The sequence below is a fragment of the Paracoccus kondratievae genome (assembly GCF_009301415.1).
In the GTDB taxonomy this organism is placed as follows: Bacteria; Pseudomonadota; Alphaproteobacteria; order Rhodobacterales; family Rhodobacteraceae; genus Paracoccus; species Paracoccus kondratievae.
Window position 1 is genome coordinate 1,353,394 of record NZ_CP045072.1, and the last position, 26,625, is coordinate 1,380,018.

The 26,625-nt window shown below is 62.6% G+C and carries 27 protein-coding genes, 1 tRNA gene and 1 riboswitch; of the genes, 16 read left to right on the top strand and 12 right to left on the bottom strand.

Annotation, left to right across the window (positions count from 1 at the left end; translation table 11 throughout):
• Positions 1–37: 37 nt before the first annotated feature.
• Positions 38–2,872, bottom strand: a complete 2,835-nt coding sequence (gene polA / locus F8A10_RS06725) for a DNA polymerase I (protein WP_152366957.1) — start codon at positions 2,870–2,872, stop codon at positions 38–40.
• Between the two features lie 165 nt (positions 2,873–3,037).
• Positions 3,038–3,226: a zinc-finger domain-containing protein gene (locus tag F8A10_RS06730; RefSeq protein ID WP_010392399.1), complete on the bottom strand. Its 189-nt coding sequence runs from the start codon at positions 3,224–3,226 to the stop codon at positions 3,038–3,040.
• A gap of 69 nt (positions 3,227–3,295) precedes the next feature.
• Between F8A10_RS06730 and F8A10_RS06735 the strand changes: the two genes are divergently transcribed.
• Positions 3,296–4,246 carry an ABC transporter ATP-binding protein gene (locus F8A10_RS06735; protein ID WP_152366958.1) on the top strand — a complete coding sequence of 317 codons (951 nt, stop codon included), beginning with the start codon at positions 3,296–3,298 and terminating at the stop codon, positions 4,244–4,246.
• Here the strand turns inward: F8A10_RS06735 and F8A10_RS06740 are convergent.
• Both F8A10_RS06740 and F8A10_RS06745 read right to left on the bottom strand, forming a co-directional pair.
• Positions 4,243–4,617 (bottom strand): histidine triad nucleotide-binding protein, encoded by a 375-nt coding sequence (locus tag F8A10_RS06740; RefSeq protein ID WP_010392402.1) that lies wholly within the window; start codon positions 4,615–4,617, stop codon positions 4,243–4,245. The genes F8A10_RS06735 and F8A10_RS06740 overlap by 4 nt on opposite strands.
• Before the next feature lie 11 nt (positions 4,618–4,628).
• Positions 4,629–6,206 carry a DUF5928 domain-containing protein gene (locus F8A10_RS06745; protein WP_085501079.1) on the bottom strand — a complete coding sequence of 526 codons (1,578 nt, stop codon included), beginning with the start codon at positions 6,204–6,206 and terminating at the stop codon, positions 4,629–4,631.
• 161 nt (positions 6,207–6,367) lie between these two features.
• On the opposite strand from F8A10_RS06745, the gene F8A10_RS06750 reads away from it, so the two are divergent.
• The 4 genes from F8A10_RS06750 to F8A10_RS06765 all read left to right on the top strand — a co-directional run bounded on the left by F8A10_RS06750 (position 6,368) and on the right by F8A10_RS06765 (position 9,798).
• Entirely contained in the window at positions 6,368–7,186 is an 819-nt protein-coding gene (locus F8A10_RS06750; RefSeq protein ID WP_010392405.1) for a sulfotransferase family protein, read from the top strand.
• A gap of 304 nt (positions 7,187–7,490) precedes the next feature.
• Positions 7,491–7,697 carry a 50S ribosomal protein L32 gene (gene rpmF, locus F8A10_RS06755; protein ID WP_010392407.1) on the top strand — a complete coding sequence of 69 codons (207 nt, stop codon included), beginning with the start codon at positions 7,491–7,493 and terminating at the stop codon, positions 7,695–7,697.
• A gap of 17 nt (positions 7,698–7,714) precedes the next feature.
• Entirely contained in the window at positions 7,715–8,827 is a 1,113-nt protein-coding gene (gene plsX, locus F8A10_RS06760) for a phosphate acyltransferase PlsX (RefSeq protein WP_152366959.1), read from the top strand.
• The gene (locus F8A10_RS06765; RefSeq protein ID WP_152366960.1) at positions 8,827–9,798 is read left to right on the top strand and encodes a beta-ketoacyl-ACP synthase III; all 972 of its coding nucleotides are present in this window, start codon (positions 8,827–8,829) and stop codon (positions 9,796–9,798) included. Before plsX ends, F8A10_RS06765 begins: the two co-directional genes overlap by 1 nt.
• 3 nt (positions 9,799–9,801) lie before the next feature.
• Here the strand turns inward: F8A10_RS06765 and F8A10_RS06770 are convergent, their stop codons facing one another.
• Positions 9,802–10,077, bottom strand: a complete 276-nt coding sequence (locus F8A10_RS06770; RefSeq protein WP_010392412.1) for a DksA/TraR family C4-type zinc finger protein — start codon at positions 10,075–10,077, stop codon at positions 9,802–9,804.
• Between the two features lie 212 nt (positions 10,078–10,289).
• Between F8A10_RS06770 and ihfA the strand changes: the two genes are divergently transcribed.
• The 4 genes from ihfA to F8A10_RS06790 all read left to right on the top strand — a co-directional run bounded on the left by ihfA (position 10,290) and on the right by F8A10_RS06790 (position 12,548).
• Positions 10,290–10,598: an integration host factor subunit alpha gene (gene ihfA, locus F8A10_RS06775; protein ID WP_010392413.1), complete on the top strand. Its 309-nt coding sequence runs from the start codon at positions 10,290–10,292 to the stop codon at positions 10,596–10,598.
• The gene (locus tag F8A10_RS06780) at positions 10,598–11,227 is read left to right on the top strand and encodes a MerR family transcriptional regulator (RefSeq protein ID WP_152366961.1); all 630 of its coding nucleotides are present in this window, start codon (positions 10,598–10,600) and stop codon (positions 11,225–11,227) included. Before ihfA ends, F8A10_RS06780 begins: the two co-directional genes overlap by 1 nt.
• 115 nt (positions 11,228–11,342) lie before the next feature.
• A tRNA-Pro gene (locus F8A10_RS06785) sits at positions 11,343–11,420 on the top strand.
• A gap of 60 nt (positions 11,421–11,480) precedes the next feature.
• Complete coding sequence (locus F8A10_RS06790) at positions 11,481–12,548, top strand: 2'-deoxycytidine 5'-triphosphate deaminase (RefSeq protein WP_010392417.1); 1,068 nt, start codon at positions 11,481–11,483, stop codon at positions 12,546–12,548.
• Positions 12,549–12,826: 278 nt separating this feature from the next.
• Here the strand turns inward: F8A10_RS06790 and F8A10_RS06795 are convergent, their stop codons facing one another.
• The gene (locus F8A10_RS06795) at positions 12,827–13,045 is read right to left on the bottom strand and encodes a hypothetical protein (protein ID WP_152366962.1); all 219 of its coding nucleotides are present in this window, start codon (positions 13,043–13,045) and stop codon (positions 12,827–12,829) included.
• Positions 13,046–13,220: 175 nt separating this feature from the next.
• Here F8A10_RS06795 and F8A10_RS21665 point away from each other — a divergent pair, with 175 nt between their 5' ends.
• The 3 genes from F8A10_RS21665 (at position 13,221) to F8A10_RS06810 (ending at position 14,600) form a co-directional block, all read left to right on the top strand.
• Positions 13,221–13,586 carry a phage protease gene (locus F8A10_RS21665; RefSeq protein ID WP_152367349.1) on the top strand — a complete coding sequence of 122 codons (366 nt, stop codon included), beginning with the start codon at positions 13,221–13,223 and terminating at the stop codon, positions 13,584–13,586.
• Positions 13,583–14,014: a phage protease gene (locus tag F8A10_RS21670; RefSeq protein WP_193668091.1), complete on the top strand. Its 432-nt coding sequence runs from the start codon at positions 13,583–13,585 to the stop codon at positions 14,012–14,014. Before F8A10_RS21665 ends, F8A10_RS21670 begins: the two co-directional genes overlap by 4 nt.
• A gap of 70 nt (positions 14,015–14,084) precedes the next feature.
• On the top strand, positions 14,085–14,600 hold the full coding sequence (locus F8A10_RS06810) for a hypothetical protein (protein ID WP_152366964.1): 516 nt from the start codon (positions 14,085–14,087) through the stop codon (positions 14,598–14,600).
• A gap of 276 nt (positions 14,601–14,876) precedes the next feature.
• Here the strand turns inward: F8A10_RS06810 and scpB are convergent, their stop codons facing one another.
• From scpB to argS, 5 genes are all read right to left on the bottom strand, one after another.
• Positions 14,877–15,539 (bottom strand): SMC-Scp complex subunit ScpB, encoded by a 663-nt coding sequence (scpB, locus tag F8A10_RS06820; RefSeq protein WP_152366965.1) that lies wholly within the window; start codon positions 15,537–15,539, stop codon positions 14,877–14,879.
• Positions 15,536–16,369 carry a segregation and condensation protein A gene (locus tag F8A10_RS06825; protein ID WP_152366966.1) on the bottom strand — a complete coding sequence of 278 codons (834 nt, stop codon included), beginning with the start codon at positions 16,367–16,369 and terminating at the stop codon, positions 15,536–15,538. Before F8A10_RS06825 ends, scpB begins: the two co-directional genes overlap by 4 nt.
• Before the next feature lie 59 nt (positions 16,370–16,428).
• Positions 16,429–17,415: a beta-N-acetylhexosaminidase gene (gene nagZ / locus F8A10_RS06830; protein WP_152366967.1), complete on the bottom strand. Its 987-nt coding sequence runs from the start codon at positions 17,413–17,415 to the stop codon at positions 16,429–16,431.
• A 4-nt stretch (positions 17,416–17,419) separates the two neighbouring features.
• The gene (locus F8A10_RS06835) at positions 17,420–18,565 is read right to left on the bottom strand and encodes an SPOR domain-containing protein (protein WP_085501084.1); all 1,146 of its coding nucleotides are present in this window, start codon (positions 18,563–18,565) and stop codon (positions 17,420–17,422) included.
• Between the two features lie 67 nt (positions 18,566–18,632).
• Positions 18,633–20,378, bottom strand: a complete 1,746-nt coding sequence (gene argS, locus F8A10_RS06840) for an arginine--tRNA ligase (RefSeq protein WP_010392435.1) — start codon at positions 20,376–20,378, stop codon at positions 18,633–18,635.
• 280 nt (positions 20,379–20,658) lie between these two features.
• Between argS and F8A10_RS06845 the strand changes: the two genes are divergently transcribed.
• From F8A10_RS06845 to metK, 3 genes are all read left to right on the top strand, one after another.
• Positions 20,659–22,716, top strand: coding sequence for a DEAD/DEAH box helicase (locus F8A10_RS06845; RefSeq protein ID WP_152366968.1), 2,058 nt, complete (start codon positions 20,659–20,661; stop codon positions 22,714–22,716).
• Positions 22,717–22,724: 8 nt separating this feature from the next.
• Positions 22,725–24,257 carry an apolipoprotein N-acyltransferase gene (gene lnt / locus F8A10_RS06850; protein WP_010392439.1) on the top strand — a complete coding sequence of 511 codons (1,533 nt, stop codon included), beginning with the start codon at positions 22,725–22,727 and terminating at the stop codon, positions 24,255–24,257.
• A 32-nt stretch (positions 24,258–24,289) separates the two neighbouring features.
• Positions 24,290–24,338, top strand: a riboswitch (SAM-SAH riboswitch).
• A 5-nt stretch (positions 24,339–24,343) separates the two neighbouring features.
• The gene (gene metK, locus F8A10_RS06855; protein WP_010392441.1) at positions 24,344–25,510 is read left to right on the top strand and encodes a methionine adenosyltransferase; all 1,167 of its coding nucleotides are present in this window, start codon (positions 24,344–24,346) and stop codon (positions 25,508–25,510) included.
• A 95-nt stretch (positions 25,511–25,605) separates the two neighbouring features.
• Here metK and F8A10_RS06860 read toward each other — a convergent pair whose 3' ends face one another.
• Complete coding sequence (locus tag F8A10_RS06860) at positions 25,606–26,232, bottom strand: J domain-containing protein (RefSeq protein WP_010392443.1); 627 nt, start codon at positions 26,230–26,232, stop codon at positions 25,606–25,608.
• A 70-nt stretch (positions 26,233–26,302) separates the two neighbouring features.
• On the opposite strand from F8A10_RS06860, the gene F8A10_RS06865 reads away from it, so the two are divergent.
• Positions 26,303–26,554, top strand: coding sequence for a BolA family protein (locus F8A10_RS06865; RefSeq protein WP_010392445.1), 252 nt, complete (start codon positions 26,303–26,305; stop codon positions 26,552–26,554).
• Positions 26,555–26,625: the final 71 nt, after the last annotated feature.

Here is a 26,625-nt window from a genome sequence, read left to right on the forward strand (position 1 = left end):
CTCATTGCCTGGTGCTGCTGACCGGAGACATGCCCGCTTAATGCGCCTCGGCCCAGTTCAGGCCCTGCCCTGCCTCGACGATCAGCGGCACATCCAGCTGAACAGCAGGATCTGCCGCGCCCTGCATCACATCGCGCGCCACCTCGATCAGTTCGGGCACCGCTGTTTCCTCAACCTCAAAGACCAGTTCGTCATGCACCTGCAGCAGCATCCGGGCCGGCAAATGCCTGATTGCATCGGGCATACGGATCATGGCGCGACGGATGATATCGGCGGCCGCACCCTGAATTGGCGCATTGATCGCCGCGCGACGCGCCCCGCCCGCTGCCGGACCGGACTGGTTGATGCCAGGTGTCATGATCCGGCGCCCAAAGAGGGTGCGCACGAAACCGTCCTGCTTGGCCTCGGCCACCACGCGATCCATATAGGCGCGGATTTCGGGAAAGCGCTCAAAATAGGTGTCGATAAAGCTTTGCGCCTCGGCGCGCGGAATGCGCAGGTTGCGCGCCAGACCAAAGCCAGAAATGCCATAGATCACGCCAAAGTTGATCGCCTTGGCGCGGCGGCGGATCATCGGGTCCATCCCCTCGACCGGCACGCCGAACATCTGGCTTGCGGTCATGGCGTGAATGTCGATCCCGTCGCGGAACGCCTGTTTCAACGCCGGGATCCGGGCGACATGGGCAAGGATGCGCAATTCGATCTGGCTGTAGTCAAGGCTGACAAGCCGCATCCCCGGCCCGGCAATAAAGGCTTCGCGGATACGGCGCCCCTCTTCGGTCCTGACCGGGATGTTTTGCAGGTTGGGATCGGTCGAGGCCAGCCGTCCGGTCTGCGCCCCGGCAATCGAATAGCTGGTGTGGACGCGGCCGGTTTCGGGGTTCACGTGCTGAGGCAGCGCATCGGTATAGGTCGACTTCAGTTTGGACAGCGCCCGCCAGTCCAGCACCCGCGCAGGAAGCTCATGCCCCTCGGCGGCAAGATCCTCAAGCACCTCGGCGCTGGTCGAAAACGCCCCGGTCTTGCCCTGCTTGCCGCCTTGCAGGCCCATACGTTCAAACAGGATTTCACCCAGCTGCTTGGGGCTGCCGACGTTGAAAGGGCCACCGGCGAGGGTATGAATTTCTGCTTCCAGCGCCGCCATCTTCTGCGCAAAGGCGCTGGACATCCTCCGCAGATGTTCAGCGTCGATGCGGATGCCCGTCATCTCCATATCAGCAAGGACGGGCACCATGGGACGTTCCAGCCTCTCATAGGCGGTAGTGACATGGTTAGGGGCAAGTTTCGGACGTAAATGGTCCCAAAGCCGCCATGTCACCTCGGCATCCTCGGCGGCATATTCACTGGCCTTGTCAACCGGCACCTCGGCAAAGCTGATCTGGGTCCGGCCCGTCCCGATCAACTCTTTGATCGGCACGCAGCGATGGCCAAGATACAGCTCGGCCAGTTCATCCATGCCGTGGTTATGCGCCCCGGCATTCTGCGCATAAGACAGCAACATGGTGTCGTCGATGGGCACCATCCGGATGCCGTGGCGGGCCAGAACCTTCCAGTCATATTTGATGTTCTGGCCGATCTTCAGCACCGCCGGGTCCTCAAGCACCGGCTTGAGCAATTCAAGCGCACGCTCGACCGGCATCTGCCCCTCGACCAATGCACCAGAACCAAAAAGGTCGGCCGTGCCCTCGACATGGCCAAGCGGCAGATAGGCGGCCCGCCCCGGTCCGGTGCAGAGCGAAATCCCGACCAGCCCGGCCTGCATCTCATCAAGGCCGGTCGTTTCGGTATCAATGGCGACAATGCCTTTCTCGGTAATCTCGGTCAGCCATTCAGCCAACACCGCCTCATCGCGGATGGTGACGTAAAGGCTGCGGTCGATGGGCGGCAGTTCGGCAACCGGCGCGGCGGGACTGGCGGCAGCAGTGATCGGGGCCGAGGGCTGTTCGCTAACCACAGGAGGCTCAACCTCGAAACGGTCGGCAACCCGCCGGGCAAGGGTGCGCAACTCAAGCCGGGTCAGAAACTCCAGCAGCGGCTCTGGCTCGGGTTCGCGGATCGAGAGGCTTTGAAGCTCCATCTCCAGAGGAGTCTCGCAGTCAAGTTCGACCAGCCGTTTCGAGATGCGGATCTGTTCGGCATTGTCGATCAGCGTCTGGCGACGCTTGGGCTGCTTGATCTCTTCGGCCCGGGCAAGCAGCGTTTCCAGATCGCCGTATTCCTGAATAAGCTGGGCGGCGGTCTTGATGCCAATGCCGGGCGCACCGGGCACGTTATCGACGGAATCGCCTGCAAGCGCCTGCACATCAACCACCCGCTCGGGGCCGACGCCGAATTTCTCGAACACTTCGTCGGGGCCGATGGGCTTGTTCTTGATCGGGTCCATCATTTCGACCCCGCCGCCGACAAGCTGCATCAGGTCCTTGTCCGAACTGATGATGGTCACACGCCCGCCCGCATCCCGCGCCCGACAAGCCAGAGTGGCAATGATATCGTCAGCCTCATACCCCTCGGTCTCGATACAGGCGATGTTGAAGGCTCGGGTCGCCTCACGCGTCAGCGGGAATTGCGGGCGCAGATCTTCGGGCGGCTCGGGGCGGTTGGCCTTGTAGAGAGGATAGATCTCGTTGCGGAACGTGCGCGACGAATGGTCAAAGATCACCGCCGCATGGGTCGGCTGGTCCGAACCCTTGCCGTCCTGCAGATATTTCCACAGCATATTGCAAAAGCCGGCAACCGCGCCCATCGGCAGCCCGTCACTGCGCCGGGTCAGCGGCGGCAGCGCGTGATAGGCGCGAAAGATAAAGGCCGAGCCGTCGATCAGATGCAGGTGGTGGCCTTTGCCGAAAGCCTCATTGTCGGTTGCCTCACCCATCTGCGCATCCTCCTGCCTGTCGTTTCGGCCTTCTTACTGCCACGAAGCGCCCGGCGGGCCAAGAGCAAGCACCGGCCCCCAGCCTGCCCGCAGCGTCAGCCACGCATAGGCCATCAGGCGGCAGGCATGATGCCGCCGCCCTGTCATTTCAGGCTACAGCCAGGATCAGTGGTCGTCGTGCGCGTGTTCGCGGTCGATGACGAAACGCTTGTCGCAATAGCCGCATTCGACCCAGCCGGTATCCCGCGGGATGGCCAGCCAGACGCGCGGATGACCCAATCCCCGCTTTTCGTCTCCGTCGCAGGCAATCTTCCAGGAGGTGACGGTTTGTATCTCGGGGGCCGGAATGGTCATGGCGGTTCCTTGAGCTCTGACAACAAACAGGTTTAAACCGGTCGCGATATTAATGAACGTGGTGAGCCGATGCCAGCCCCCGCAAGCAATCCCAACGCTATCGAAATCAGCGGTCTGGCCAAGACCTATGCCGCGGCGGGCAAACAGCCGGAAAAGCACGCTCTGAAAGGGCTGGATCTGGCGATTCCTGCCGGATCGATCTTCGGCCTTCTGGGGCCAAACGGGGCGGGAAAGTCGACCACGATCAACATCCTTGCCGGTCTGGTACGCAAAACCTCGGGCAAGGTGACGATCTGGGGCTTTGATCAGGACGTAAACCCGCGCCAGTCCCGCGCCGCCATCGGTGTGATGCCGCAAGAGTTGAACATCGACCCGTTCCTGACCCCGCGTGCCAGCCTTGAGGTGCAGGCGGGCCTGTACGGTGTACCCAGACGTGAACGCTGGACCGATGAGCTGTTAGCGCTTGTGGGGCTGACCGAACAGGCCGAAAGCTATTCTCGCCACCTATCAGGCGGAATGAAGCGTCGCCTGTTGCTTGCCAAGGCGCTTGTCCACCGCCCCCAGATCCTGGTTCTGGACGAGCCGACGGCAGGCGTCGATATCCAGCTGCGTGAAATGTTATGGCGTAACGTCCGGCGGCTAAACGAACAGGGGATGACCATCATCCTGACCACCCACTATCTGGAAGAAGCCGAAGAGATGTGCGACCGCATCGCCATCATCGACCACGGCGAGCTGGTGCTTTGCGAGGATACCTCGGCCCTGCTTGGCCGCGCGGATTCCAAAACGTTGGTTGTCGATACGGGGGATGCCCGTACCCTGCCCCACTTGCCCGAGGCAGCCCGTGCCGAACGGCGCGCAGATGGCCGTCTTGCACTCAGCTATGCGCCCTCACGGGTAACGGCGGACCGGCTGATCGACGCGCTGCGCGCAGCGGGCCTGCCGATCCGCGATGTCACGGTCGAGGCGCCCGATCTTGAGGATGTCTTTGTCCAGCTGACCGCGCGCCCGCGCCCCTAATCGGGCTGAACCATCCGCCCCATCGGGCGACCGCCAAGGATGTGCAGGTGGAAATGCGGAACCTCCTGCACGCCATGGGCACCGGCATTGGTAATGGCACGGAAACCCTGTCCGCTGTCCAGCGACACACCCAGATCGCGCGTCACCCGCGCCACCGCCCGGTGGAAATCCACGATCTCGGCATCCGAGGCATTGGCCGAAAAGTCGTCATAGCTGACATAGGCGCCTTTTGGGATCACCAGCACATGCACCGGCGCCTGCGGACGGATGTCACGAAAGACCAGCGTATGTCCGGTCTCCAGCACGGTGTCGTTCGGGATCTCTCCACGCAGGATGCGGGCAAAAATGTTGTTGTCGTCATAGGCGGGCATCCGCTCTCTCCTCAGTCACTGAACAGGTCCGGGGTTCTGGCAAGCATCAGCGCCGTTCTGGCCGGAACTTCAAGGAAGCGCGCAAGCTGCGCGGCATTCTCTTCGGCCGAGCGCCAGGGCGCAATGGCATGGAAAGCAGCGAATTCCATATCACGCAACCGCTCGGCCTCATGCTCAAGATCCGCGCGCACCAGAGGCAGCAGCCGATCGACCACGCCGGGCGCAGTCTCGGCCCCGGCCAGCCCCACGCGGGCGATATGGCCACGCAGGTAGTCGTCGTCAAACTGCGAATCAATCATCAGGACGCGCGTATCCGCCTTGTCCGAGGTCAGGTCCTGAATCAGATAAAGCTCGGACGGGTCCAGACACAGGATCAACCGGTTCGATTCAAAGTGTTGAAACAGCAGCCGGATCAGCGCGCGCCGGTGACGGTGACGCTTTTCGACCGTAGTTTCGACCCCGCCAAGATCAGGCAACCCCGCCTCAAGTTCGTTAAAGGCGAAATCGACTGCCGGGATCTTGGTATGCTGCCGAATCGAGGCCGTCAGCCGTTTCGCGACATGCCATTTCTTGGAAGCCACCAGAAGCAATGTGTTTGAGCGGCCAAGACTGCCCTCGGCCTCCCAGAAACGCTGGCCAAAGCGCCGCCCGACCCGGCCCCGCCCGGTCAGAAAACGAAACAGCCCCGTTGCCTCGTTCGAGATCGGAAAATGCACATCTTTGGCTGTCCAAAGCGCGCCAAGCCGCTCACGCAGGCGGATCGCCTCGGGGCTGATCTTGCGGGCAAACAGGTAGTTCTGCCCCATGAGCAGATCATAGTGGTCGTTGTAAAAGGTGACCGGCATGCCGTAATCGGTAAAGATCAGATAGGTCAGCGTGCGCGCCCGGATCTCTTTTCCCGGCACGACGTGGGGCACGATGGTCTGAAAGAAGGTCTCGTCCGGAATCCATGTGGTGGCGAAAAAGCGCATTACGTCGGGACGGTTGGCGCAGAACTCAAGCACCTTCTCGACGGTCTGACGGCGCAGACACCACCATTGCGAACCGATCATGACCTGAATGTCGGCAGGCACCTTGCGAGTCAGACCAAACCGTTTCTGCAGGTTGTAGCTGGTGTAGAAGAGCCACTTTTGGGTACGTTCGTTGAACCAGTGACGATAGATCAGCCGCTCTTCCTTGAAGCCGGTCTTGATCCAGCCCGATTCGAAAAAGTCGAAACTTTCGATATAGTCGCAGTCTTCTGCATCCAGAAAGGCATGGGCATATTCGGCCGATTTGATCGGCATGCAATCGCCGGAAAGCATGTAAAAATGCGTCGCCTGTGGAAATGCGACAATTGCGGCACGCACGGCCTCAAGCGTGGCGGCCACAAGGGACCATTCGCCCCAGCCGCATTTCCAGCGCCGCTGGACAAAAGTCACCGACGGGTTGCCCCCCAACGCCCCGCGAATTTGCTCGTAATCCCGAGGGTTAGCGCGCGCATCAAAGTGAATTGAGACATAATCACCCGATGCAGCAAGGCGACGCGCCTGCGCGATAACGCCTTTGGGATCCTTGTGGCAAAGGAGAATGAAGGCAATTCGTGCCATCTATTATAAACCTATCCCATCAACATGAAGGGGGAACGCGTTACAGCAGGTTGAATTTTCTCCTGCGATTTGCTTTTTGTCCTTACCGATTTTGGCCGGATGGGCAACCCGGCGGGTCGCTTACTCCGACCAAGAGCAGCTTCGTGAAGGATAATAGTAGAATGGGTTTTCCTGGAACCTGGATGACGGAAAGCGAAAGCATGGTCTATCGGGTGGTGCCGAAATGCGCCTGCTCCTCGATCGGACAGATCATGTTCTATTCCGACCATGGGCGGTACTTCGATGGTGACATCCACGATTCCACCAGCGGACTGCACAAGTGGAACCAGCCTGACAGCCAACCGCTCATCGAGGCGAATGTACAGGCGCACAAGGCGCTGACGTTCACCTGCGTGCGCAACCCCTATGCACGTATCCTGTCCTCGTTTTTCGACAAGATTGCCGGCATCCAGCGCAATGGCAAACGCTACCGCGGCAACCTCGTGCCGCAGCTGATGCAGCGCTACGGCGTCGATGTCGGCAGCCCCGAGAACGGCTTCGAGTTCGATCAGATCAAGAGCTTCCGCCGGTTTCTGCTGTTTGCGCGCGACACCATTCGCTGGCGCCGCCCGATGGAGCCCGACATCCACTGGTCTGCCATGTCCGGTCATATCGCCACCTTCATCGTGAACGGCGGGCGCTATGATCAGATCTTCTTTACCGAAAAGTTCAACGAAGGCATGCAAAAGGTGCTGGATGCCTCACCGACCCCGGTAAAGCTCGACGTGAACGATGTGCCAAAGTTCAACGAATCAGAGGGGCACGGCCCCAAGCGCGCGCATAAGGTCAGCGATTATTTCGACGACCTGTCGCGCCATCTGGTCTGGGAGGTCTATAAAAAGGACTTCCAGCTCTTCCGTTACGACTTTGACAATCCCGACAACAAGATGCCCAAGGGCGAGGTTGATCTGGACGAGGTACACGCCAAGCTTGGCCGCTAAAGCGGTCCTGGCAGGAGCGGTTTCCCGTCTAAAAACACAATCTGAAGAGGCGGCGCATCAGCGCCGCTTTTTCATTACTGGTCCGAAAAGCTTTTTCAAAGATTTCCCTTGCGAAATGCAAAAATGGCGCTATTTTCCCGCGTTCATTCGACCGGCGGGGGAACCCCGGACCGCGACCCCCGCTTAGCGACCAGTTTTGGCGACTTGCGGTCAGCGTTCCGGTAGCCTATGCCCGCGCCAGACCCGAACACCGAATCCGGGGCCGCCCTGCCGGGTTGCCCCCCGAACCAGTTGAGGTTGTGACATGGCCGTCCCTCAGAACCGAGTTACCCGCTCCCGCCGCAACATGCGTCGCTCGCATGACGCGCTCGTCGCCGGCAACCCGAATGAATGCCCGAACTGCGGTGAGCTGAAGCGCCCGCATCACGTCTGCCCCTCCTGCGGCCATTATGCCGACCGCGAGGTGGTCGCGCAGGCCAATGAGGTCGATCTGGACGAAGACGCGGCCTAAGCGGACCGACCGCGGATATGGCTTCGGCAGAAACCAGTTCCCTGCCTCGCGTCTCTGGTGACGGGGGCGGCGTGGTGATCTCGGTCGATGCGATGGGCGGCGATCGCGGTCCGGCGACGGTGATCGCTGGCGTCGCTGAAAGCGCCCAGAAGAACCCGCATATCCGCTTTGTCGTCCACGGCCCGAAAGCCGAGCTTGAGCGGCTGATCAGCCGCCGCAGCGGCCTGGCCGGGCGTTGCGACATCCGCGACGCCAGCGGTGTGGTCACCATGGATGACAAGCCCAGTCAGGTGCTTCGCAAAGGCGAAGGCACCTCGATGTGGTCTGCCATCGAATCGGTGCGTCAGGGCGAAGCGACTGCCGCAGTCTCTTGCGGCAATACCGGGGCGCTGATGGCGCTGTCGATGATGCGGCTGCGCAAGCTGCCCGGCGTCAACCGGCCTGCCATCGCCTGCCTCTGGCCGTCGCGAAATCCGCAGGGCTTCAATGTCATGCTGGATGTCGGCGCCGATATCCGGGCCGATGCCCAGGATCTGCTGACTTATGCGCTGATGGGGGCGTCCTACGCCCGTAACGGCTTTGGACTGGAAAGCCCGCGCGTCGGTCTTTTGAACGTCGGCACCGAAGAGCATAAGGGCAGGCCCGAGCTGAAACAGGCCCATGAACTGATCCCCACCACCGCGCAGGCTGCGAACTTTCGCTATGTCGGCTTTGTCGAAGGCGGCGACCTGCCATCGGATCGGGTGGATGTGATCGTGACTGACGGCTTTACCGGCAATGTCGCGCTGAAAACCGGCGAAGGCACGGCAAAGCTGGTCGGCGATTTCCTTAAGGAAGCGTTCGGAAAATCGGTGCTGTCCAAATTCGCGGCCCTGCTGGCGATGGGCTCACTCCGCCGGCTGCAAAAGCGCATCGACCCGCGCCGCGTCAACGGCGGCGTCTTTCTGGGACTGAACGGAACCGTGGTGAAATCGCACGGCTCGTCCGATGCGACCGGCGTTTCCGCAGCAATCAAGCTGGCCTTCCGGCTGGCCCAATCCGGTTTTCAGGAACGGCTGGCCGCCCGTGTAGCGCAATCCGTCGCGGCAGCCAGCCAAATCAACGGCAGCAAGGAAAGCGAGGCGTCCTGATGCGGCGTGCGATCGTCCGGGGAACCGGTCACTACCTGCCTGAGCGCGTGGTCGAGAATACTTGGTTCGAGGACAAGCTGGACACCAGCGACGAATGGATCCGCACCCGCACCGGCATCGAGCGGCGCCATTTTGCCGCCGATGACCAGCGCACCAGCGATCTGGGCATCCACGCTGCGCAGGCTGCGCTGGCCAATGCCGGGATCACCGCCGGTCAGATAGATGCGGTAATCGTCGCAACCTCGACGCCCGATCTGACTTTTCCTTCGGTTGCGACCATGGTGCAGGCCGGTATTGGGATGCGCAGCGGCTTTGCCTATGATGTACAGGCGGTCTGCGCGGGCTTCATCTATGCGCTCGCCAATGCCGACGCCATGATCCGCGCTGGCCTTGCGGATCGCATCCTGCTGATCGGGGCCGAGACCTTCAGCCGGATCATGGACTGGACCGACCGCTCAACCTGCGTGCTTTTTGGCGACGGTGCCGGGGCGGTGGTGCTTGAGGCCGCCGATGGTGCGGGCGATTCTTCGGATCGCGGCATCCTTGCGACAGATCTGAACAGCGACGGGCAGTATCGCGACCTGCTCTATGTCGATGGCGGCGTCGCCTCAACCGGTACGGCAGGGCATCTGCGCATGCAGGGCAACCTGGTCTTCCGTCACGCTGTTGAGAAACTTGCCGATACCGCACATCGCGCGCTCGACAAGGCAGGCCTTGCGCCGCAAGAGGTTGATTGGCTGGTGCCGCACCAGGCCAACCTGCGCATTATCGAAGCGACCGCCAGGCGGATGCAGCTGCCGATGGAGAAAGTCGTGCTGACGGTGGCCGATCACGGCAATACCTCGGCAGCTTCGATCCCGCTTGCAATGTCGGTAGCCAATTCCGAAGGCCGTTTCCAATCCGGTGATATTCTGGTGGCCGAGGCTATCGGCGGCGGCCTTGCCTGGGGCTCGGTCGTCCTGCGTTGGTAAGCACTATTTCAGCTGCGAATCCTTTGAGCCGCGCCGGTTGATACCTGCGGCCGGCTTCCAGGCTTTATCGCGGCCGGACTGGCAATCAACGCATAGCCGGACGCCAGGAATAGCCTGCCGGCGCGCCTCAGGAATCGGCTCATCGCATTCGTCGCAGAACCCGGCGCTTTCACGGGCAACGCGCTGCGCATTACGCAGCCGCATGCGCTCGATCGCCTCTTGCGTCGAGACCTCGATCTGCTCGTTCACCGCATCATCATGCGCCCAGCCACCCGCCATGAGATTTGCTCCATCCAATCCCTTTCCTTTTCAAGATAGGGTTGAATCTCTGTGCTTCCAAGCTGCCCAGCAGGATGTCTACTACGCATTGTGGTGGTAAGGCGCGAATAATGCGAAACAAAATCAAGGAATGATGGAACGGAATCCGGTCGCAGTTGTTGACTCGACGCTTTAAAGAAATCATCCTTCACAGCATTCAAGAGGTTTCCGAGATGAGCGACTCCACCTTGACCCGCATGGATCTGGCAGAAGCCGTGTTCCGTGAGGTGGGACTGTCCCGCCACGAATCGGCTCAGCTTGTCGAGAGCGTGCTTGGCCATATCTCGGACGCGCTGGTGCGCGGCGAGCAGGTCAAGATCTCGTCCTTTGGCACCTTCTCAGTCCGCGACAAGAATGAACGCGTCGGCCGCAACCCCAAGACCGGCGAAGAAGTGCCGATCACGCCACGCCGGGTTCTGTCCTTCCGTCCGTCGCATCTGATGAAGGATCGTGTTGCAGCCGGGAACAGGCGCAAGGGCTGATGAGCAAATCCCCCGACGCCTTCAGATCCATCGGAGAGGTCTCGCGCCTCGTTGGCGTCGCGCCGCATGTCCTGCGATATTGGGAAACGCAATTTTCACAATTGGCTCCGGTAAAGCGTGCGGATGGGCGTCGCTATTACCGGCCTGATGACGTCCGCCTCGTCGCCGGCCTCTATCAGGTCATGCGCGAGGAAGGCCTCAGCATCCGCGGCGCCAAGCGTCTTATCGCCGCCGACCGTGGTGCAGGCTTGCGCGAAATCGGCGCTGCAAGGCTGGGCGAAACCAGGGAAGATGCTGCAACAGCTCAACCAGCCGCCCCGGCAGTGCGCCTTGCCGTGCCCGAACCAGCGCCTGCTGCACTGCAACCACCAGCGCGACCGGTCAGAATCTCACGCGTCACATCACGCGAACCCGAATCATTGCCATTGTTTGCCGGGCTGGAACCTGCGGCAGCGCCCGCCCAGCCTTCTGTCCCCTCGCCTTCTGTCCCCTCCCCAACGCCTGATTGGCTCTCGCGGTTGGCCGCAACTGCGCTCGCGCTTCGTCAGCACGAATGGCAGGATCGCACTCTTCCAGCCACGGCAAAAGCCCTGCACGACGCCCTGCAGAATCTTTGTCAGCGCGCATGATTGCCTGCAGCCGCGCGCCGCATGGGATCTTATCCCCAGCAATCGAAAATCTTGGTGAAAATTCCACCCTTGGCCTCTTGTGCTGGGCGCCCGCTTCGCTCTATATGCCCCTCGTCGGGCCGTGGCGCAGCCTGGTTAGCGCGTCCGTCTGGGGGGCGGAAGGCCGCGAGTTCGAATCTCGCCGGCCCGACCATTCCGAAAACGCCCATCCCCACCCGGGGATGGGCGTTTCCTTTTGCCAAAGGGGTTTTGCGTGAACGGAGTCCTTCCCGATACCGCCCTGCGCCAGCTGATCGAAAGCGGGGCGATCTCGGCTGACCAGCCGATCCTGCCCGAACAGATTCAGCCCGCAAGCCTTGATCTGCGCCTGGGCAGCACCGCATGGCGGCTGCGCGCTTCATTCCTTGCTGGACGCGGGCGCAAGGTCAGCGACCGGCTCGCGGATTTCGAAATGCACCGCATGGACCTGACCGGCGGTGCAGTGCTTGAAAAAGGCTGCGTCTATCTGGTCCCGCTGATGGAGCGGCTGTCCCTGCCCCAAGGCCTCGATGCCGTCGCCAATGCGAAAAGCTCAACCGGGCGGCTCGATCTGCTGACGCGGCTCGTCACTGACGAAGGCACCGAATTTGATCGCCTTGCCGAAGGCTATGACGGCCCCCTTTACGCCGAAATCTGCCCGCGCAGCTTCTCGGTACTGGTCCGGCCGGGCATGCGCCTGAACCAGCTGCGATTGCGACAGGGCCAGGCGGTTCTTTCCGATACCGAATTGCATCACCTGCACAGGCAGGAGCCGCTGGTAACGGGTGAGGCACTGATCGACGACGGTCTCGGCTTCTCGGTAGATCTGCGGCCCACCCAAGGCGATCTCGTCGGATATCGCGCCCGCCCCCACAGCGGTGTCATCGACCTTGACCGCATCGGCGCCTATCAAGCACGCGATTTCTGGGATGAATTACACACCACAGACGGCCAGCTGATCCTCGACCCCGGTGCCTTCTACATCCTCGTCAGCCGTGAGGCAGTGGCGATCCCGCCCGATTATGCCGCCGAAATGGCCCCTTATCTGGCCATGGTGGGTGAATTCCGGGTTCATTATGCAGGGTTCTTCGACCCCGGCTTCGGCCACGGCGCTGCTGGCAAAGGCGCGCGCGGCGTGCTCGAGGTACGCTGCCACGAAGCACCCTTTGCGCTCGAGCACGGTCAGGTCGTCGGCCGCCTGGTCTATGAACGCATGGCAGCGCGCCCCGAACGCCTTTACGGCACCGGAATCGCATCGAACTACCAAGGCCAGGGCCTTAAGCTGGCCAAGCAGTTCGCTTGACTTCCCCGACGCCCGAATGCGCCTCTGCTTCTTTCGTGCCCCAATATCCCGGTGGAGTCGCGCGGCTGACAGGTGACAAGAGGTTTGAGACTCTGCGATTTACCGAGCGTGTAAAATCAATGGGTTGCAAGGGTGAGTGTCAAAAAGTTTGAGCCTTTCGGCACGCAAGTCGCCTTTTTCGTGGAATCGTGTATATTCTGGCGTCGAAAAATCAATAGGTTAGCTGAAAAGGTGCGCACGGTTTTACGCAGATCTATCGTTAAGCGGACACTCAACGGTTAACGATAGATCTGCTTTATCGTGGATGATCGCACGGTGGCAAAGACCGATGGCAGCACCACCCGCTCGCCCGCCGGGGTGGTCGAGGACGTGGATTCCTCGGGTGTATGGGTTCGCCTGGACGAAGCCTTGACGCGGGCGCTGGCATGAGCCGTCCTATCGAATTCGCCGTTGACCTGACGCTGACCGCCGAAGGCCAGGCCCCGGAATGGGTTCATCTCTTGCCGCTTGGCCACTTCGCCGCACGCGACGGGCGGGTGTTCGACAACTCGGACCCCGCTGCGCTGATCGCCACCTTCCGCGCGCGGGCGGTCGATCTGCCGATCGAAGAACGACCGACCCGAGGCCCGCCTGAATGGTCCGGTTCCGGCGGCTGGTTGGGTGAAGGAACTGATGCGCCGGGCGGATGGTATCTGGGGCCGCATCGAATGGACCGCGCGCGCCCGCGAGATGATCGCCAACCGCGAATATCGCTATCTCAGCCCGGCGATCAAATACCTCAAGTCCGGCGGGAAGGTTACGATGATCAAGGGCGCAGGTCTGGTGCATTCGCCCGCGCTGCGCCTGACTGCGCTTGCCGAAGAGGGTCAGGACGGTGACATCCCCAGCATCGCCGCCCAGGTCGTGGCCGAGGCGTTGGGGCTTGCACCCGATGCCAGCAAAGCCGACATTCTGGACCTGCTGCAACGCTTGCGCGACATGCTGGGCCGGGCGACGGGGCCAAAGGCGCCGTCGCGCAGCTGGCCGAGCTGGACGTGATCGCGCGCGACCTCGGGCAAGAAAACCGGATACCGCGCTATGCGCAGGGTGAACCGGATCCGGCCCGCTTCGTGCTGGCGGAGATGCTGCAAGCGGTCCTGACCGAGCGCAATGAGGCACAGGCCGTGCTATGCGAACAGAACGCCAAAGCGCGGGTCGATGACGCTTTCGCTCGGGGCTATCTCTCGCCTGCTATGCGCAACTGGGCGATGGCCCCCTGCATGTCGGACCAACCGAGCTTAGATCTGTTCATCAAGAAGTCGATCCCGCTGTCCGCGCATCTGTTCCAGCCCGCGGCCACATCGACCATGCCGCCCGGATTTGCGCAAAACGGCGGCGCGGCGATCCGTTCGGCTGAGGAAATCGCGATCTGCGAGCAACTCGGCCTCAAGCCCGAATCGCTTCTGATTGACCGGATCGGGCCGTGACGGGCGGCCGGAGCGCAGATCCACCGCGAAAGAAACACAAAACGCCAGTTCAACGCCTGATGAAGCCCTGTTGCAGCATGTGGCTGCGCATCGTCCGGGCCGACCGGGCAAGATCGCTTCGGACTCCGAATTGCGCGCCTTTGTCGAAGCGCGGCTTTCGCACATGACCTTTGCCGAGATCGAGGCTGCGGTGACGGCGCAGGTCGCGCCTTTCGTCCAGGTCCCCGGGCTTGAGGGCGCGATTCGCTTCATTCTCGCCTTCGGTGATGCCGAGCTTTACATCGGCAAGAACCCTCGCGACACCAACGAGCTGGTGCAGATGTTCGGGCGCAAGTCTGCCGAGGCGTTCGCGACCCTCGCCACGCTGTCCCGCCGCATCCCCCCGCGAAGCCATGGCTTGCTGCCCATTCCTATGCGCAGGGTCTGTCCATTGCCCGGATCGCCCACAAGCTGCGCATCTCCGATATCTCGGCGCACCTATCTGCGCCGCGAGGCCGAGAACCGCGAACGACTGCGCGCCGACGCCGAACGCCGAAGATCACGCCTCCCTGCCCGCAATCCTCTGCAATCGGTTATTCCCAGCTGATGCCACGAAAAACAGGCTCAGATCTTTTGACACCGGTTTTGACACATGACCGCGGCGGCCCAGCTACCGCATCCGCCGCAGGATCCGCGTTACCTGTTGAAAGCGCTTCGTTGTCTCACGCGCAGCCTTGTCACGGCGACGCTGCTCAGCGGTACGCTTTTCACCTGGTTTCGGCGCATTCATCCGCCGGACGCCCCAGTTCAGTAAACGATTGCCAAACATGCGCGTCAGCATATTGATAAGTTGGTTCCAATTCATAAAGTTACCCTAAACATCTCACTCATCCTCGAATAAATCTTCGGCCAGAACCTCGGCATCATCCTCAGGCTCGGTGTCGAAAAGTCCCGGCGCCCCGGCCTCGCCGGGCGGGCGCGAATCCAGCAAACCTGCGGCGCGCAGCTCAGCCAGCCCCGGCAGGTCACGGGCGCTTTCCAATCCGAAATGGTCCAGAAAGCTTTCGGTCACAACAAAAGTCACCGGCCTGCCCGGAGTCTGACGACGGCGGCCGATGCGAACCCAGCCAAGTTCAATCAACTGGTCCAGAGTGCCCCGACTGACTGCGACGCCGCGAATCTCTTCGATCTCGGCCCGGGTGACGGGCTGGTGATAGGCGATGATGGCAAGGGTTTCGGTCGCAGCACGGGACAGACGACGACTTTCAACCACATTGTCCTGCATCAGAAAGCCCAGATCGGCGGCGGTGCGAAACGCCCAGGAATCGCCGACGCGCGCCAACTGCACCCCCCGCCCTTCATAGCGCGTTCGAAGTGCCTGCAGGGCCTCGCCTGCGTCACAGCCCGCGGGCAGGCGCGCCGAAATCTCGCGCTGGCTCATCGGCTCGGCCGAGGCAAAAAGGATCGCTTCGACCATACGCTCCTGCTCGGCAAGTGGAGGTGGCGGAAAACGCTTCTGATCTGGGTCTTGATCGTCCTGACTCATTGGGGACGCCTGCGGATAGTGATTGGGGCAAAAGTGTCGGACTGGCTGATCTCCAGCGCGCCCTGGCGGGCAAGCTCCAGCGTCGCGGCAAATGTTGCGGCGGTGGCCGAGCGGCGGCGCTGTGGATCGGCGTCCCACCCTGCTGGCAAAAAGGCAGCAAGCTCTGTCCAGTCACCGGCAAAGCCAATCAGCCCACGCACACGGTCAAGAGCCTGTTCCATCGTCAGAACATCGCGGCGGTCAAACGCATAGGGGCGGAACTCGTCACGGGTGCGCAGCCGTGCATAGGCGCGCATCAGGTCAATCAGCCCGGCCTGCCAGGTGACCCGTCGCTTTTGCACCACGGTCTCGGGGGCTCCGCGCGGGAAACGGTCCTGACCCAGCCGATCGCGGGTCATCAGCCGCGCCGCTGCCTCGCGCATCGCATTCAGCCGCTCAAGCTGAAAGGCCAGATGTGCGGCCATTTCCTCGGCGCTCGGACCCTCGGCCTCGGGATCAGGGGGTAGCAGAAGGCGAGATTTCAGATAGGCAAGCCATGCGGCCATGACCAGATAATCAGCCGCCAGTTCTATACGCAGCGCCCGGGCCTGATCGACAAAGGACAGATATTGGTTGGCCAGCTCCAGAACCGAGATCTGCATCAGATCGACCTTTTGCGTCCGTGACAGGGTCAGCAAAAGATCAAGCGGCCCTTCAAAGCCCGAGACATCAACGACCAGCACCTCTTCGGCACGGCGCTCGGCCACGGCCTGCGGCTCAAGCCCCGGCAGATGTGGTGCCGGCCCGGGATCAGGGTCGGGCACAGGGGTCAGATAGGGCACCTTGGTCATGACGCTTCCGGGTAAGGAACCCGTGCAGAATCCGTCATGGGCCCGCCTTAGTCAACCAATCAGGCCGCAAGCCCGCCAAGCGCGGTCAGTTCCGCGCGAAGCGCAGCGATATCCTGATCGGCAGGTGCGTGCCGCAAGGCCAGCGCCACCTCGCCGCGTTCAATGGCACGATGGGACATCGCCCCGGCAGCCGCGACGACCTGCTCCATCTGCTCAAGCGTCTCGTTGCAGGACAGGACCAGATCGCAACCGGCGGCCATAGCCGCAGCGGCACGCCCGGCCAGCGTGCCCGACAGCGCCTGCATCCCGATATCATCGGACATGAGCAGACCGGCAAAGCCGATCTCGCGCCGGATCACCTCGATCACCGGCGCAGAGGCAGTGGCGGGCGCATCGTCGATGGCTGTAAACCGGATATGCGCGGTCATTGCCATCGGCAGGTCGGCAAGGGCGCGGAAGGGCGCAAAATCAGTCTGGCGCAGCTCGTCCAGAGGCGCCTCGACCACCGGCAGGTCCTTGTGGCTATCGACCCGAGCCCGACCGTGACCCGGCATATGTTTGACGACCGGCAACACCCCGGCGGCCAGCATGGCCGAGGCAGCCGTCCGGCCCAGCCGGATCACCGTATCGGCATCCGTACCAAGACAGCGGTTTTTAAGGAAAGGATGCGTATCCTCGCGCGCAATGTCCAGGACCGGGGCGCAATCGGCATCAATACCGACGGCACGCAGCTCCTGTGCCAGCAGATAATGATGCAGCCAGATCGCGCGTTCTCCCCGACCTGCCTGATCCAGGGGCGCGGGCCATTCGGTCCAGTGCGGGGCCCGCAGACGCTGGACGCGCCCGCCCTCTTGATCAATCAGGACCGGGGCATCACGCCCCACGGCCTCGCGCAGATCTGCCGTCAGCCGGCGCAAGCGGTCCGGCGTATCGACATTGCGCGCAAACAGGATAAAGCCCCAAGGGTTCGCTGCGCGGAAAAAATCGCGCTCGGCCCGGCTCAGGTCCGGGCCGGCGATACCGCCAAGGATGGTGGCTCCCGGCATCGGCTTACTTCGCCGAGGCAGGGATACAGTCCACGCCCTCGGCAATCAGAGCGGCGCAGAAACGCCGTGCCTCGTCTCGCGAGGCAAAGCCCGCGGCGCGCAGGCGCCAGAAGGTGCGGCCATTGGCCTTATGCTCCTGCACGACCATGCCCTTGCCGGCAAAGAGTGCCGAGAGCTTGCCCGAGACGCGGTTCCATTCGCCACGCGCCAGCGCATCACTGTCAAAGGCGCCGATCTGAACAAGCGGCGCACCCGAGGCAACCTTGACCGGGGCTGCAGCAGGGGTCTGCGGCTGCTCGGCCGGACGGCTTTCCACAGCAGCGGCAGCCGGGGCGGCGTCGCTGGCGACAACCGGGGCCGCCGCAGCCACGCGGCGCGGACGCGGCGCAGGCCGGGCAGATTGCGCGATGGCACCGGCGGACGGCGCAGCAGAGGCTTCGGCCAATGCAGTAGTAATGGCGATATCGCGCGGTTCATTCCCGGCCAGATCGGTCACAGCCTCATTCACCGGCGCGTCGGCAGCCGGAGCGTCCGAGATAACCGCATTGGCGACAGCGTTGGCCGCGGCCTCTTCGGCAACTTCGCCGTCGGGACGCGCAATAACGCGGCTCGGCTCATCAACAAGCGGCAAATCAAGAGGATGCGAGGGCTCTTGCGCGGTCGCGCCCAGTTCGCCCATCGGCACGTCCTGACCGCCAAGCGGGGTCGAGGACGGCGCGATCGCCACCTGGTCCACCTGCCCCGGCTCGGTCCCGGCTGCAACCGTGTTGACGGCCAGCCCGATGCGGTCGGTCAGTTCACCACCCGGATTATCGGGCGCGGTGCGGGCCTCGCCTTCGATGGCGCGGATCACCGGCACGCCGGACACATCGCGCACCACCAGCTTATAACCCCAGACCACCAGCATCACGATCAGCCCGACCGAGACGAGGGCGCCCAGATAATGGGTCAGCCGTGAAATGCGTCCAACAAGTGTCGGAGCTTCGACCAGCGAATCGGCCTCGGTCTGGTAACGATGATCATCCCAGCCCTCATCCTGCCAGTCGTCCTGATAACCCTGATGCCCGTCGGCATAGGTATGGTCATGCGACAGCCCGCGAGGCTGCGCCCCTTCAAACCCGCCCGAGGAGCGGAAATCTACCACCGTCATTCCTGCCTGCCTGCCGGTTTTTCCGACGCTGCTCGTTTATCTTTACGTCCCCGGCCGGGCGCCTGTGTCAGCGCATTTCCTTGGCCGGAGTCACTCCCAAGATACCAAGGCCGGCCGAAATGACAACGCCGACAGACCGTACAAGGGCAATTTTCGCGGCGGTCGCCTGCGAATCCCCGTCCTGCAGAAAGCGCAGGGCCGGTTCGTCATTGCCGCGGTTCCACAGCGAATGCAGCGCAGAGGCGATATCGTAGAGGAAGAAAGCGACCCGATGCGGCTCATGCGCCCGGGCGGCGATTTCGACCGTGCGTGGCCATTCTGCAACTTTCCGGGCCAGATCCAGCTCGGCCGGATGCGAAATTTGCGCCAGATCCGCCTTCGAAAGCGCCGCGTCCGAGGTATCGACGCCCATTTCGCCCGCCTTGTTCAGGACCGAGTTCACCCGGGCGCTGGCATATTGAACGTACCAGACCGGGTTGTCCTTGGACTGCTCAAGCACCTTGTCAAAGTCGAAATCCAGCGCCGCATCGTTCTTGCGCGTCAGCATGTGGAAACGGGTGACATCCGAGCCGGCCTGCTCGACCACATCGCGCAGGGTGACAAAGGTCCCGGCGCGCTTGGACATCTTGAAGGGCTCGCCGTTCTTGAACAGCCGCACAAGCTGGATCAGCTTGACATCCAGCGGCACCCGGCCATTCGACAGCGCCTTGACGGCAGCGGTCATACGCTTGACATAACCGCCATGGTCGGCGCCGAACACGTCGATCAGCGCGTCAAACCCGCGGTCGATCTTGTCCCAGTGATAGGCAATGTCCGGGGCGAAATAGGTCCAGCTGCCGTCCGATTTCTTGACCGGGCGATCCACATCGTCACCATGCGCGGTCGAGCGGAACAGAGTTTGTTCGCGCGGCTCCCAATCCTCGGGGGTCTTGCCCTTTGGCGGCTCAAGCACGCCCTCATAGATCAGGCCGGCTTCGCGCAGCCGCGCGATTGCAGCCTCGATCCGGCCAGTGCCGTAAAGCGCCTTTTCGCTTGAGAACACATCCATATGGACATTGAGCAGCGCCAGATCCTCGCGGATCATCTGCATCATCGCGTCGGTGGCGAATTCACGCACCTCGGCCAGCCATTCGGATTCCGGCTTGTCGAGCAGGCTTGTGCCGTATTTCTCTTTCAGCGCCTCGCCGACCGCGATCAGATAGTCGCCGGGGTAAAGTCCGTCGCGGATCTCGGGCTCAAGGCCGTTCGCCTCGCGGTAACGCTCATAGGCCGAACGCGCCAGCACATCGACCTGTGCCCCGCCATCATTGATATAGTATTCGCGCGTGACATCATGTCCCGAGAAATCGAGCAGCGCCGCCAGCGCATCACCAAAGACCGCGCCACGGGTATGACCGACGTGCATCGGCCCGGTCGGGTTGGCGCTGACGAATTCGACGTTGATCCGTTTGCCCTTACCCATGTCCGAGCGGCCGTAATCCGCCCCGACCTTCAGCGCGGCGCGGATCACACCCTGCCATTCAGAGGGCGCAAGGCGCAGGTTCAAAAATCCCGGCCCAGCCACCTCGGCCGAGGTAATGCGCGGATCGGCACCCAGACGCGCGGCCAGCGTTTCGGCGATCTCGCGCGGCTTCTTTCCGGCGGGCTTGGCCAGCACCATGGCAGCGTTCGTGGCCATATCGCCATGGGCCGGGTCCCGAGGCGGCTCGACCGTCACGTTCGCGGTGTCGAGGCCCGAAGGCAGCTCGCCCGCCTGTTCCATCTGTGCCAGCGCATCAAGGACCAGCGCACGGATATCCGAGAATAGGTTCATGGCTTCCATCCATAAGTCCGGGCCGGGATAACGCTTGGTTATGGGGGCCGTCAACCGGGCCAGAGCCCGGGACAAGGCAGCTACGCATGACCGAAAAACCGGCATCAGATTGACGAAGGGCAGGTTTTCAGCTAGGCCCGCGCTGTCTGCATCCGGCAGGCAAGGCGAGGGGCGTGCGGAAATTGCGTCCCGAACGGCTGATCATCCCGGTGACCGGGTGGGCGGCAATGGACGCAAAGGACGGCGCGGCATGGTCCGCGCATTGATACGAAAGCCCTGAATGACCAAATTTTCTGATCTGAAGCTTGACCCCAAGGTTCTGAAAGCCATTGCCGAGGCAGGCTATGAGGCCCCGACGCCGATTCAGGCCGGGGCGATTCCCCCTGCGCTCGAAGGGCGGGACGTGCTGGGCATTGCTCAGACCGGCACCGGCAAGACCGCAAGCTTCACTTTGCCGACGATCACCCGCCTTGGCCGTGGCCGGGCGCGGGCGCGTATGCCGCGCAGTCTGGTTCTGTGCCCGACGCGCGAACTGGCCGCGCAGGTGGCCGAGAACTTTGACATCTATGCCAAATACACCCGGCTGACCAAGGCCCTGCTGATCGGCGGTGTTTCGTTTGCGGAACAGGACCGGCTGATCGACCGCGGCGTGGACGTGCTGATCGCCACCCCTGGCCGCCTGCTTGATCATTTTGAGCGTGGCAAGCTGTTGCTTACGGGCGTCGAGATCATGGTCGTCGATGAGGCCGACCGGATGCTCGACATGGGCTTCATCCCCGATATCGAGCGTATCTTCCAGCTGACGCCCTTTACCCGGCAGACGCTGTTTTTCAGCGCCACCATGGCGCCCGAGATCGAGCGTATCACCGACACCTTCCTGCATTTGCCCGAGCGGATCGAGGTTGCGCGCCAGGCAACCACCAGCGAGACGATCACCCAAAAGCTCGTCGAACTGACGCCCACCCGCCGCGATCAGACCGCCAAGCAAAAGCGCGAGTTGCTGCGCGCCCTGATCCACGCCGAAGGCGAGGGGCTCAAGAACGCGATCATCTTCTGCAACCGCAAGACTGACGTGGATATTGTCGCCAAATCGCTCAAGGTGCACGGCTTTGACGCTGCGCCTATCCATGGCGATCTGGACCAGCGTCACCGCATGGCGACACTCGATGGCTTCCGCGACGGCACTTTGCGTTTCCTCGTCGCCTCGGATGTGGCGGCGCGCGGGCTTGATATTCCGGCGGTCAGCCACGTCTTTAACTTTGACCTGCCGAGCCATGCCGAGGACTACGTCCACCGCATCGGCCGAACTGGCCGGGCCGGCCGTCAGGGCACCGCGATCTCGATTTCGACGCCTGCGGATGAAAAGCTGCTTGGTGCGATTGAGGCGCTTGTCAAACAGGCCCTGCCGCGCGCGTCCCTGCCCGAAGGCTTTACGCTTTCCGCAGCCGCACAGGCTCCGGCACGTCCGGCGCGTGAAAATGGTCGCAAGGATCGTGGCCGCGACCGTGATCGCGACCGCCGCGGCCGTCGTGACGACAGCGAACAGCGTCCCCCCGCCCCGGTCGAAGAGGTGCAGGTTGTGGCCCATCCCGTCGAACCCGTCGAGCGTCGCCATGACCGGCGTGAACGTCATGGAGAACGTCACGACCGCCATGACCGTCACGACCGGCGCACGGACCGTCATCCGGTAGTCGGGATGGGGGATCATATCCCGGACTTCCTGACCCGTATTTTCCGCCCTGCCTTCCGCGACCCGATCGACGCGCAGGTCGAGCAGGTCGAGGCCACCCCGGCCGAAACCGTCGCACCGGTGAGCCATGGCAAGGTCGAAACCGCTCCGATGGCTGAGACACCTGCCCCCGAGGCTACGGCCCCAGCCCCGACGCCGCTTTCGGCAGAGGAAGCTGCTACCACCGCCGAAGCCACCCCCCCTGAGGCCAAGGTCCCTGCCCCTGCCAAACCGGCCCGCAAGCGCAAACCGCGCGCGCCCAAGGCCGAGGCCAAGGCAGAGCCTGCGCCCGAAGCAGCCGCCGAAGTGCAGGGGGCCGAAACAGTTTCGCCCAAACCGGCGACCGATGTAGCTGCCGAGACCGTCCCCGAGACGGCACCGGCGGCAGCGCCCAAGCGCAAGCGCAAGACGGCGCCCAAGGCAGCTGACAAGGCTGAGGAACAAACCGGGGCGAAACCTGCGGCCAAAGCACCCGCCAAACCGCGCGCGCCGCGCAAGCCCCGCACCAAGCCGGCAAGCGCCCCCGAGACCGGGACTGACGCTGGGGCCAAGGCGGAACCTGCCGAAGCCACCGCGCCGAACCCGGACGATACGGCAACCACGACCTGATCCAAATCATGGCCCGTCCGGCCCTCATGTCCTCGCCACGACGCGCGTTCTGGGCCGCTCTTGCCGCCAACGCAGGCCTTGGCGCGCTTGCGGCACTGGGTCAGGCGCCGTGGGAATTGTGGCCGCTGACGGTCATCGCATTGGCCCTTGTCTGCCGGCAGGTCGCAACGGCAGACACCGCGCGATGGGCCGCCTTGCAGGTCTTTGCAGCCGGGCTTGGGCACTTTGCCCTTGCCATGTTCTGGATCATCGAACCCTTTCTCGTTGAACCCGAGGTCTATGGCTGGATGGCCCCCTTTGCCTTGCTGTTCATGGCGGCAGGCGCAGCACTTTTCTGGACCATTCCTGCATGGCTTGCAGTGCGGATTGCCCCCGGCTTTCCCCGTCAGGGGGTGGCCTTTGCCGCGCTGATGGTCCTGTCGGACTGGCTGCGGGGCTGGATATTCACCGGTCTGCCCTGGGCGCTGACCGGCCATATCTGGATCAATACTCCGGCTGCGCAGATCGCAGCCACATTTGGCTCAATCGGCCTGTCGGCCCTGACCATGCTTGCCGCCGCCCTGCCGCTGATCTTTCATCGCCCGGGCCGGTTTGCAGCTCTGCCGGGCTGGGTCCTGTCGATCCTCGTCATCGCCACGGCATGGAGCGCGGGTCTCGCCCGCCTTGCCCAGCCACTGCCACCTGATACCGGGCTGCACCTGCGGCTGGTCCAACCTAATGCCACGCAGGCACTGAAATGGGATCCCGTGTGGTCCGAGGTCTTTTTCGGCCGCCTGCTTGAGCTTTCGGCGGCCCGCGACCCCGGCAAGCCCGCACCCGATGTGATGATCTGGCCGGAAACGGCGGTGAACTTCCTGCTGAACCAATCGGGAACTGCGGCGCAGGACATCTCGGCCTATGTTGGCGCGCCGGTCATTCTGGGCATCCAGCGCAGCGAAGGCAGCCGCTATTTCAACAGCCTGACCCAGTTTTCAGACGCCGGTATCGGTCCGGTCTATGACAAGTTTCACCTCGTCCCCTTTGGCGAATATACGCCATGGGGCGATGTGATGGCCCGTTTCGGCATCCGCGCCTTTGCCGCGCAGCATGGCTTTGGCTATTCTGCGGGTCCCGGCCCACAGGTCATGCGCCTGCCCGGCCTGCCTGCGATGCAGCCGCTGATCTGCTATGAGGCCGTCTTTTCGCGGCATCTGATTTCGGGCGAGGATCGGCCTGACTGGCTGTTACAGGTCACGAATGACGGGTGGTTCGGACAGATATCGGGACCGTGGCAACATCTGGCGCAGGCGCGGCTGCGCACTATCGAGTCAGGCCTGCCACTTATGCGGGCGGCAAATACCGGCGTCTCGGCAGTGATTGATGCACGCGGCGGGATCCGGGCCAGTCTGGGACTGAACCTTACCGGGCGGATTGACGCACCCCTGCCCGGCGCGCTGCCCCCGACCCCTTGGTCACGCTGGGGTGACTGGCCGGCGGTGGCAGTGACGCTGGCAGTGCTTTTGTTTTGCCTGCGACGTGGGCGGGCCTCGCTGCGCTGTTGACGGCAAGGGGTCCGTCCTCTAACGCTTCGTCTTGACCGTCACAACGGCTTCCTGGCGTGACGGCGTCATTTTAACGGAGCAATTTCATGGCCAGACAGAACTATGTGTTCACCTCGGAATCGGTGTCCGAGGGCCATCCCGACAAGTTATGCGATCAGATCTCGGATGCGGTGCTTGACGCGCTGCTGGCCGAGGATCCGGCTGCGCGCGTCGCATGTGAGGCTTTTGCCACCACCGGAACCGTGGTCATCGGCGGAGAGATCGGGCTGAGCGATAAAAAGAAGCTTGGCGAATACATGGGGCACATCAGTCAGATCGCCCGTGATACGATCCGCGATATTGGCTATGAACAGGAAAAGTTCCATTGGAACACCTGCCATGTGCACAATTACCTGCACGAACAGTCGGCCCATATCAGTCAGGGCGTGGACCGCGACGGTGCCGGCGATCAGGGTATCATGTTCGGCTATGCCGTCGATGAAACCCCCGAGTTGATGCCCGCGCCGATTCAATATGCGCATGCGATCCTGCGTCGTCTGGCCGAGGCCCGCAAATCGGGCGCCGAGCCGATGCTGGGGCCAGACGCGAAGTCCCAGCTGAGCCTGCGTTACGAAAACGGCAAACCGGTCGAGATCACCAGCCTTGTGCTGTCGCATCAGCACAAGGATGAGGCCCAGACCTCGGATGATATCCGTGCCATCGTTGAACCCTATATCCGCGAGGTATTGCCCTCGGAATGGCTGACTGAGCGGACAGAATGGTGGGTGAACCCGACCGGGACTTTCGTCATCGGCGGGCCGGACGGCGACGCAGGTCTGACCGGGCGCAAGATTATCGTCGACACCTATGGCGGCGCCGCCCCGCATGGTGGCGGTGCTTTCTCGGGCAAGGACCCGACCAAGGTCGACCGCTCGGCCGCCTATGCCGCACGCTATCTGGCCAAGAACGTGGTCGCCGCGGGGCTGGCAAAGCGCTGCACCATCCAGCTGTCCTATGCCATCGGCGTGGCAAAGCCGCTGTCGATCTATGCCGATACTTTCGGGACCAGCGAAATCCCCGAGGCCGAGATCGAACGCGCCATCTCACGCGCCATGGATCTGACACCGCGCGGGATCCGCGAGCATCTGGATCTGTGCCGCCCGATCTATCGCCGCACCGCTGCCTATGGCCACTTTGGCCGGGCGCCGGAAGCTGATGGTGGATTCTCGTGGGAGCGGACGGATCTGGCTGAGGCCATCAGGCGGGAATTGTAAGGCAATGGGGGGCTTTGCCCCCGCGCGTTCCGCGCTCCCCCAGGATATTTGGACACGAAAGAAGCCAAGGGTGGGTTGCCCTTGGCTTTTTTCGGTCAGTCCTTGAAGCTGCGGCTGTCCTTGATCTGGTCCCAGGCCCAGACCACCTCTTGCAAGCGTTCTTCGTCTGAGCGGTCACCACCGTTCATATCAGGATGAAGATCCTTGACCAGGGATTTGTATTGCTTGCGGATTTCTCCGCGGGTCCAGGTTTCCTTGGCCTCAAGGATTTCAAGGGCGCGGCGTTCTGTCGGCGGCAGTTTACGGGCCGTCTGGGTGCGGACTTCGGGATTGGTGCCGTTCGCGCCCAGAATCTCGAGCGGGTCGTCGATGCCGTGACGCGCCCATTTACGTTCTTGCGTGGCGCGGCCAAAGGGTTTGGTCGGACGCTCCCACACCGTGGCATTGTCCAGAAACTCCTGGAATTCGGCCTCGGACTGACCTTGGAAATAATTCCAGTTCAGGTTGTATTCGCGGACGTGTTCCTTGCAGAACCAGTAGTAATCATCAAGTGCACGCGGCGATTTGGGTGCACGATACTGGCCCGGCTCGGTGCAGCCGGCCTTGTCGCACCGCCGGGTCGAGGTCTCGAACGCACCCGACATGCCACGCCGGCCCTTTGCCCGGCGCTTTTTGTCCGCAGCTGCGGAAATATCGAATCCGAACGGGTCGCTGTTGCTCATTTGCCTGCCTTGTCCTGAACGGGACAGGCAGTTTAGGCTATTTCGCAGGACATGAAAGGGGGGCAAGCGAATGATCGCCAAAGAAATGCACAAAAGACTGGCCGCGCTGGAGCCCTCGCGTCTGGAAATCATTGACGAAAGCGAAAGCCATCGCGGCCATGGCGGCTGGCGCGAGGGCGGAGAGACCCATTTCCGCATCCGCATGGCAAGCCCGCAATTCGCCGGGCTGAACCATGTCGCACGTCACCGGCTGGTGCATCGCACCCTGGGCGATATTGTGCCGCGCATTCACGCTTTGGCGCTGGAACTGGCGGAAAACTGACCCGTTAGCGCACGCAGGCTTGCCCGTTCCGGAGCCGGGGCGTAGAAGCCCCGAAAAGCAGAAATCACAAG

Excerpts from the sequence above, each read along its gene's own strand:
- nagZ (WP_152366967.1), bottom strand. The coding sequence starts at position 17,415 with ATGCCGGGAGCCACCATCCTTGGCGGTATCGCCGGCCCGGACCTGAGC.
- F8A10_RS21665 (WP_152367349.1), top strand. The coding sequence starts at position 13,221 with ATGCGCCGGGCGGATGGTATCTGGGGCCGCATCGAATGGACCGCGCGC.
- F8A10_RS06860 (WP_010392443.1), bottom strand. The coding sequence starts at position 26,232 with ATGAGCAACAGCGACCCGTTCGGATTCGATATTTCCGCAGCTGCGGAC.
- F8A10_RS06735 (WP_152366958.1), top strand. The coding sequence starts at position 3,296 with ATGCCAGCCCCCGCAAGCAATCCCAACGCTATCGAAATCAGCGGTCTG.
- F8A10_RS06745 (WP_085501079.1), bottom strand. The coding sequence starts at position 6,206 with ATGGCACGAATTGCCTTCATTCTCCTTTGCCACAAGGATCCCAAAGGC.
- ihfA (WP_010392413.1), top strand. The coding sequence starts at position 10,290 with ATGAGCGACTCCACCTTGACCCGCATGGATCTGGCAGAAGCCGTGTTC.
- F8A10_RS06835 (WP_085501084.1), bottom strand. The coding sequence starts at position 18,565 with ATGACGGTGGTAGATTTCCGCTCCTCGGGCGGGTTTGAAGGGGCGCAG.
- argS (WP_010392435.1), bottom strand. The coding sequence starts at position 20,378 with ATGAACCTATTCTCGGATATCCGTGCGCTGGTCCTTGATGCGCTGGCA.
- F8A10_RS06865 (WP_010392445.1), top strand. The coding sequence starts at position 26,303 with ATGATCGCCAAAGAAATGCACAAAAGACTGGCCGCGCTGGAGCCCTCG.
- F8A10_RS06740 (WP_010392402.1), bottom strand. The coding sequence starts at position 4,617 with ATGCCCGCCTATGACGACAACAACATTTTTGCCCGCATCCTGCGTGGA.
- F8A10_RS06795 (WP_152366962.1), bottom strand. The coding sequence starts at position 13,045 with ATGAACCCATTCCGGGGCCTGGCCTTCGGCGGTCAGCGTCAGGTCAAC.
- F8A10_RS06750 (WP_010392405.1), top strand. The coding sequence starts at position 6,368 with ATGGGTTTTCCTGGAACCTGGATGACGGAAAGCGAAAGCATGGTCTAT.
- F8A10_RS06825 (WP_152366966.1), bottom strand. The coding sequence starts at position 16,369 with ATGACCAAGGTGCCCTATCTGACCCCTGTGCCCGACCCTGATCCCGGG.
- F8A10_RS06770 (WP_010392412.1), bottom strand. The coding sequence starts at position 10,077 with ATGGCGGGTGGCTGGGCGCATGATGATGCGGTGAACGAGCAGATCGAG.
- scpB (WP_152366965.1), bottom strand. The coding sequence starts at position 15,539 with ATGAGTCAGGACGATCAAGACCCAGATCAGAAGCGTTTTCCGCCACCT.
- F8A10_RS06730 (WP_010392399.1), bottom strand. The coding sequence starts at position 3,226 with ATGACCATTCCGGCCCCCGAGATACAAACCGTCACCTCCTGGAAGATT.
- metK (WP_010392441.1), top strand. The coding sequence starts at position 24,344 with ATGGCCAGACAGAACTATGTGTTCACCTCGGAATCGGTGTCCGAGGGC.
- rpmF (WP_010392407.1), top strand. The coding sequence starts at position 7,491 with ATGGCCGTCCCTCAGAACCGAGTTACCCGCTCCCGCCGCAACATGCGT.
- lnt (WP_010392439.1), top strand. The coding sequence starts at position 22,725 with ATGGCCCGTCCGGCCCTCATGTCCTCGCCACGACGCGCGTTCTGGGCC.
- F8A10_RS06765 (WP_152366960.1), top strand. The coding sequence starts at position 8,827 with ATGCGGCGTGCGATCGTCCGGGGAACCGGTCACTACCTGCCTGAGCGC.
- F8A10_RS06845 (WP_152366968.1), top strand. The coding sequence starts at position 20,659 with ATGACCAAATTTTCTGATCTGAAGCTTGACCCCAAGGTTCTGAAAGCC.
- polA (WP_152366957.1), bottom strand. The coding sequence starts at position 2,872 with ATGGGTGAGGCAACCGACAATGAGGCTTTCGGCAAAGGCCACCACCTG.
- F8A10_RS06780 (WP_152366961.1), top strand. The coding sequence starts at position 10,598 with ATGAGCAAATCCCCCGACGCCTTCAGATCCATCGGAGAGGTCTCGCGC.
- plsX (WP_152366959.1), top strand. The coding sequence starts at position 7,715 with ATGGCTTCGGCAGAAACCAGTTCCCTGCCTCGCGTCTCTGGTGACGGG.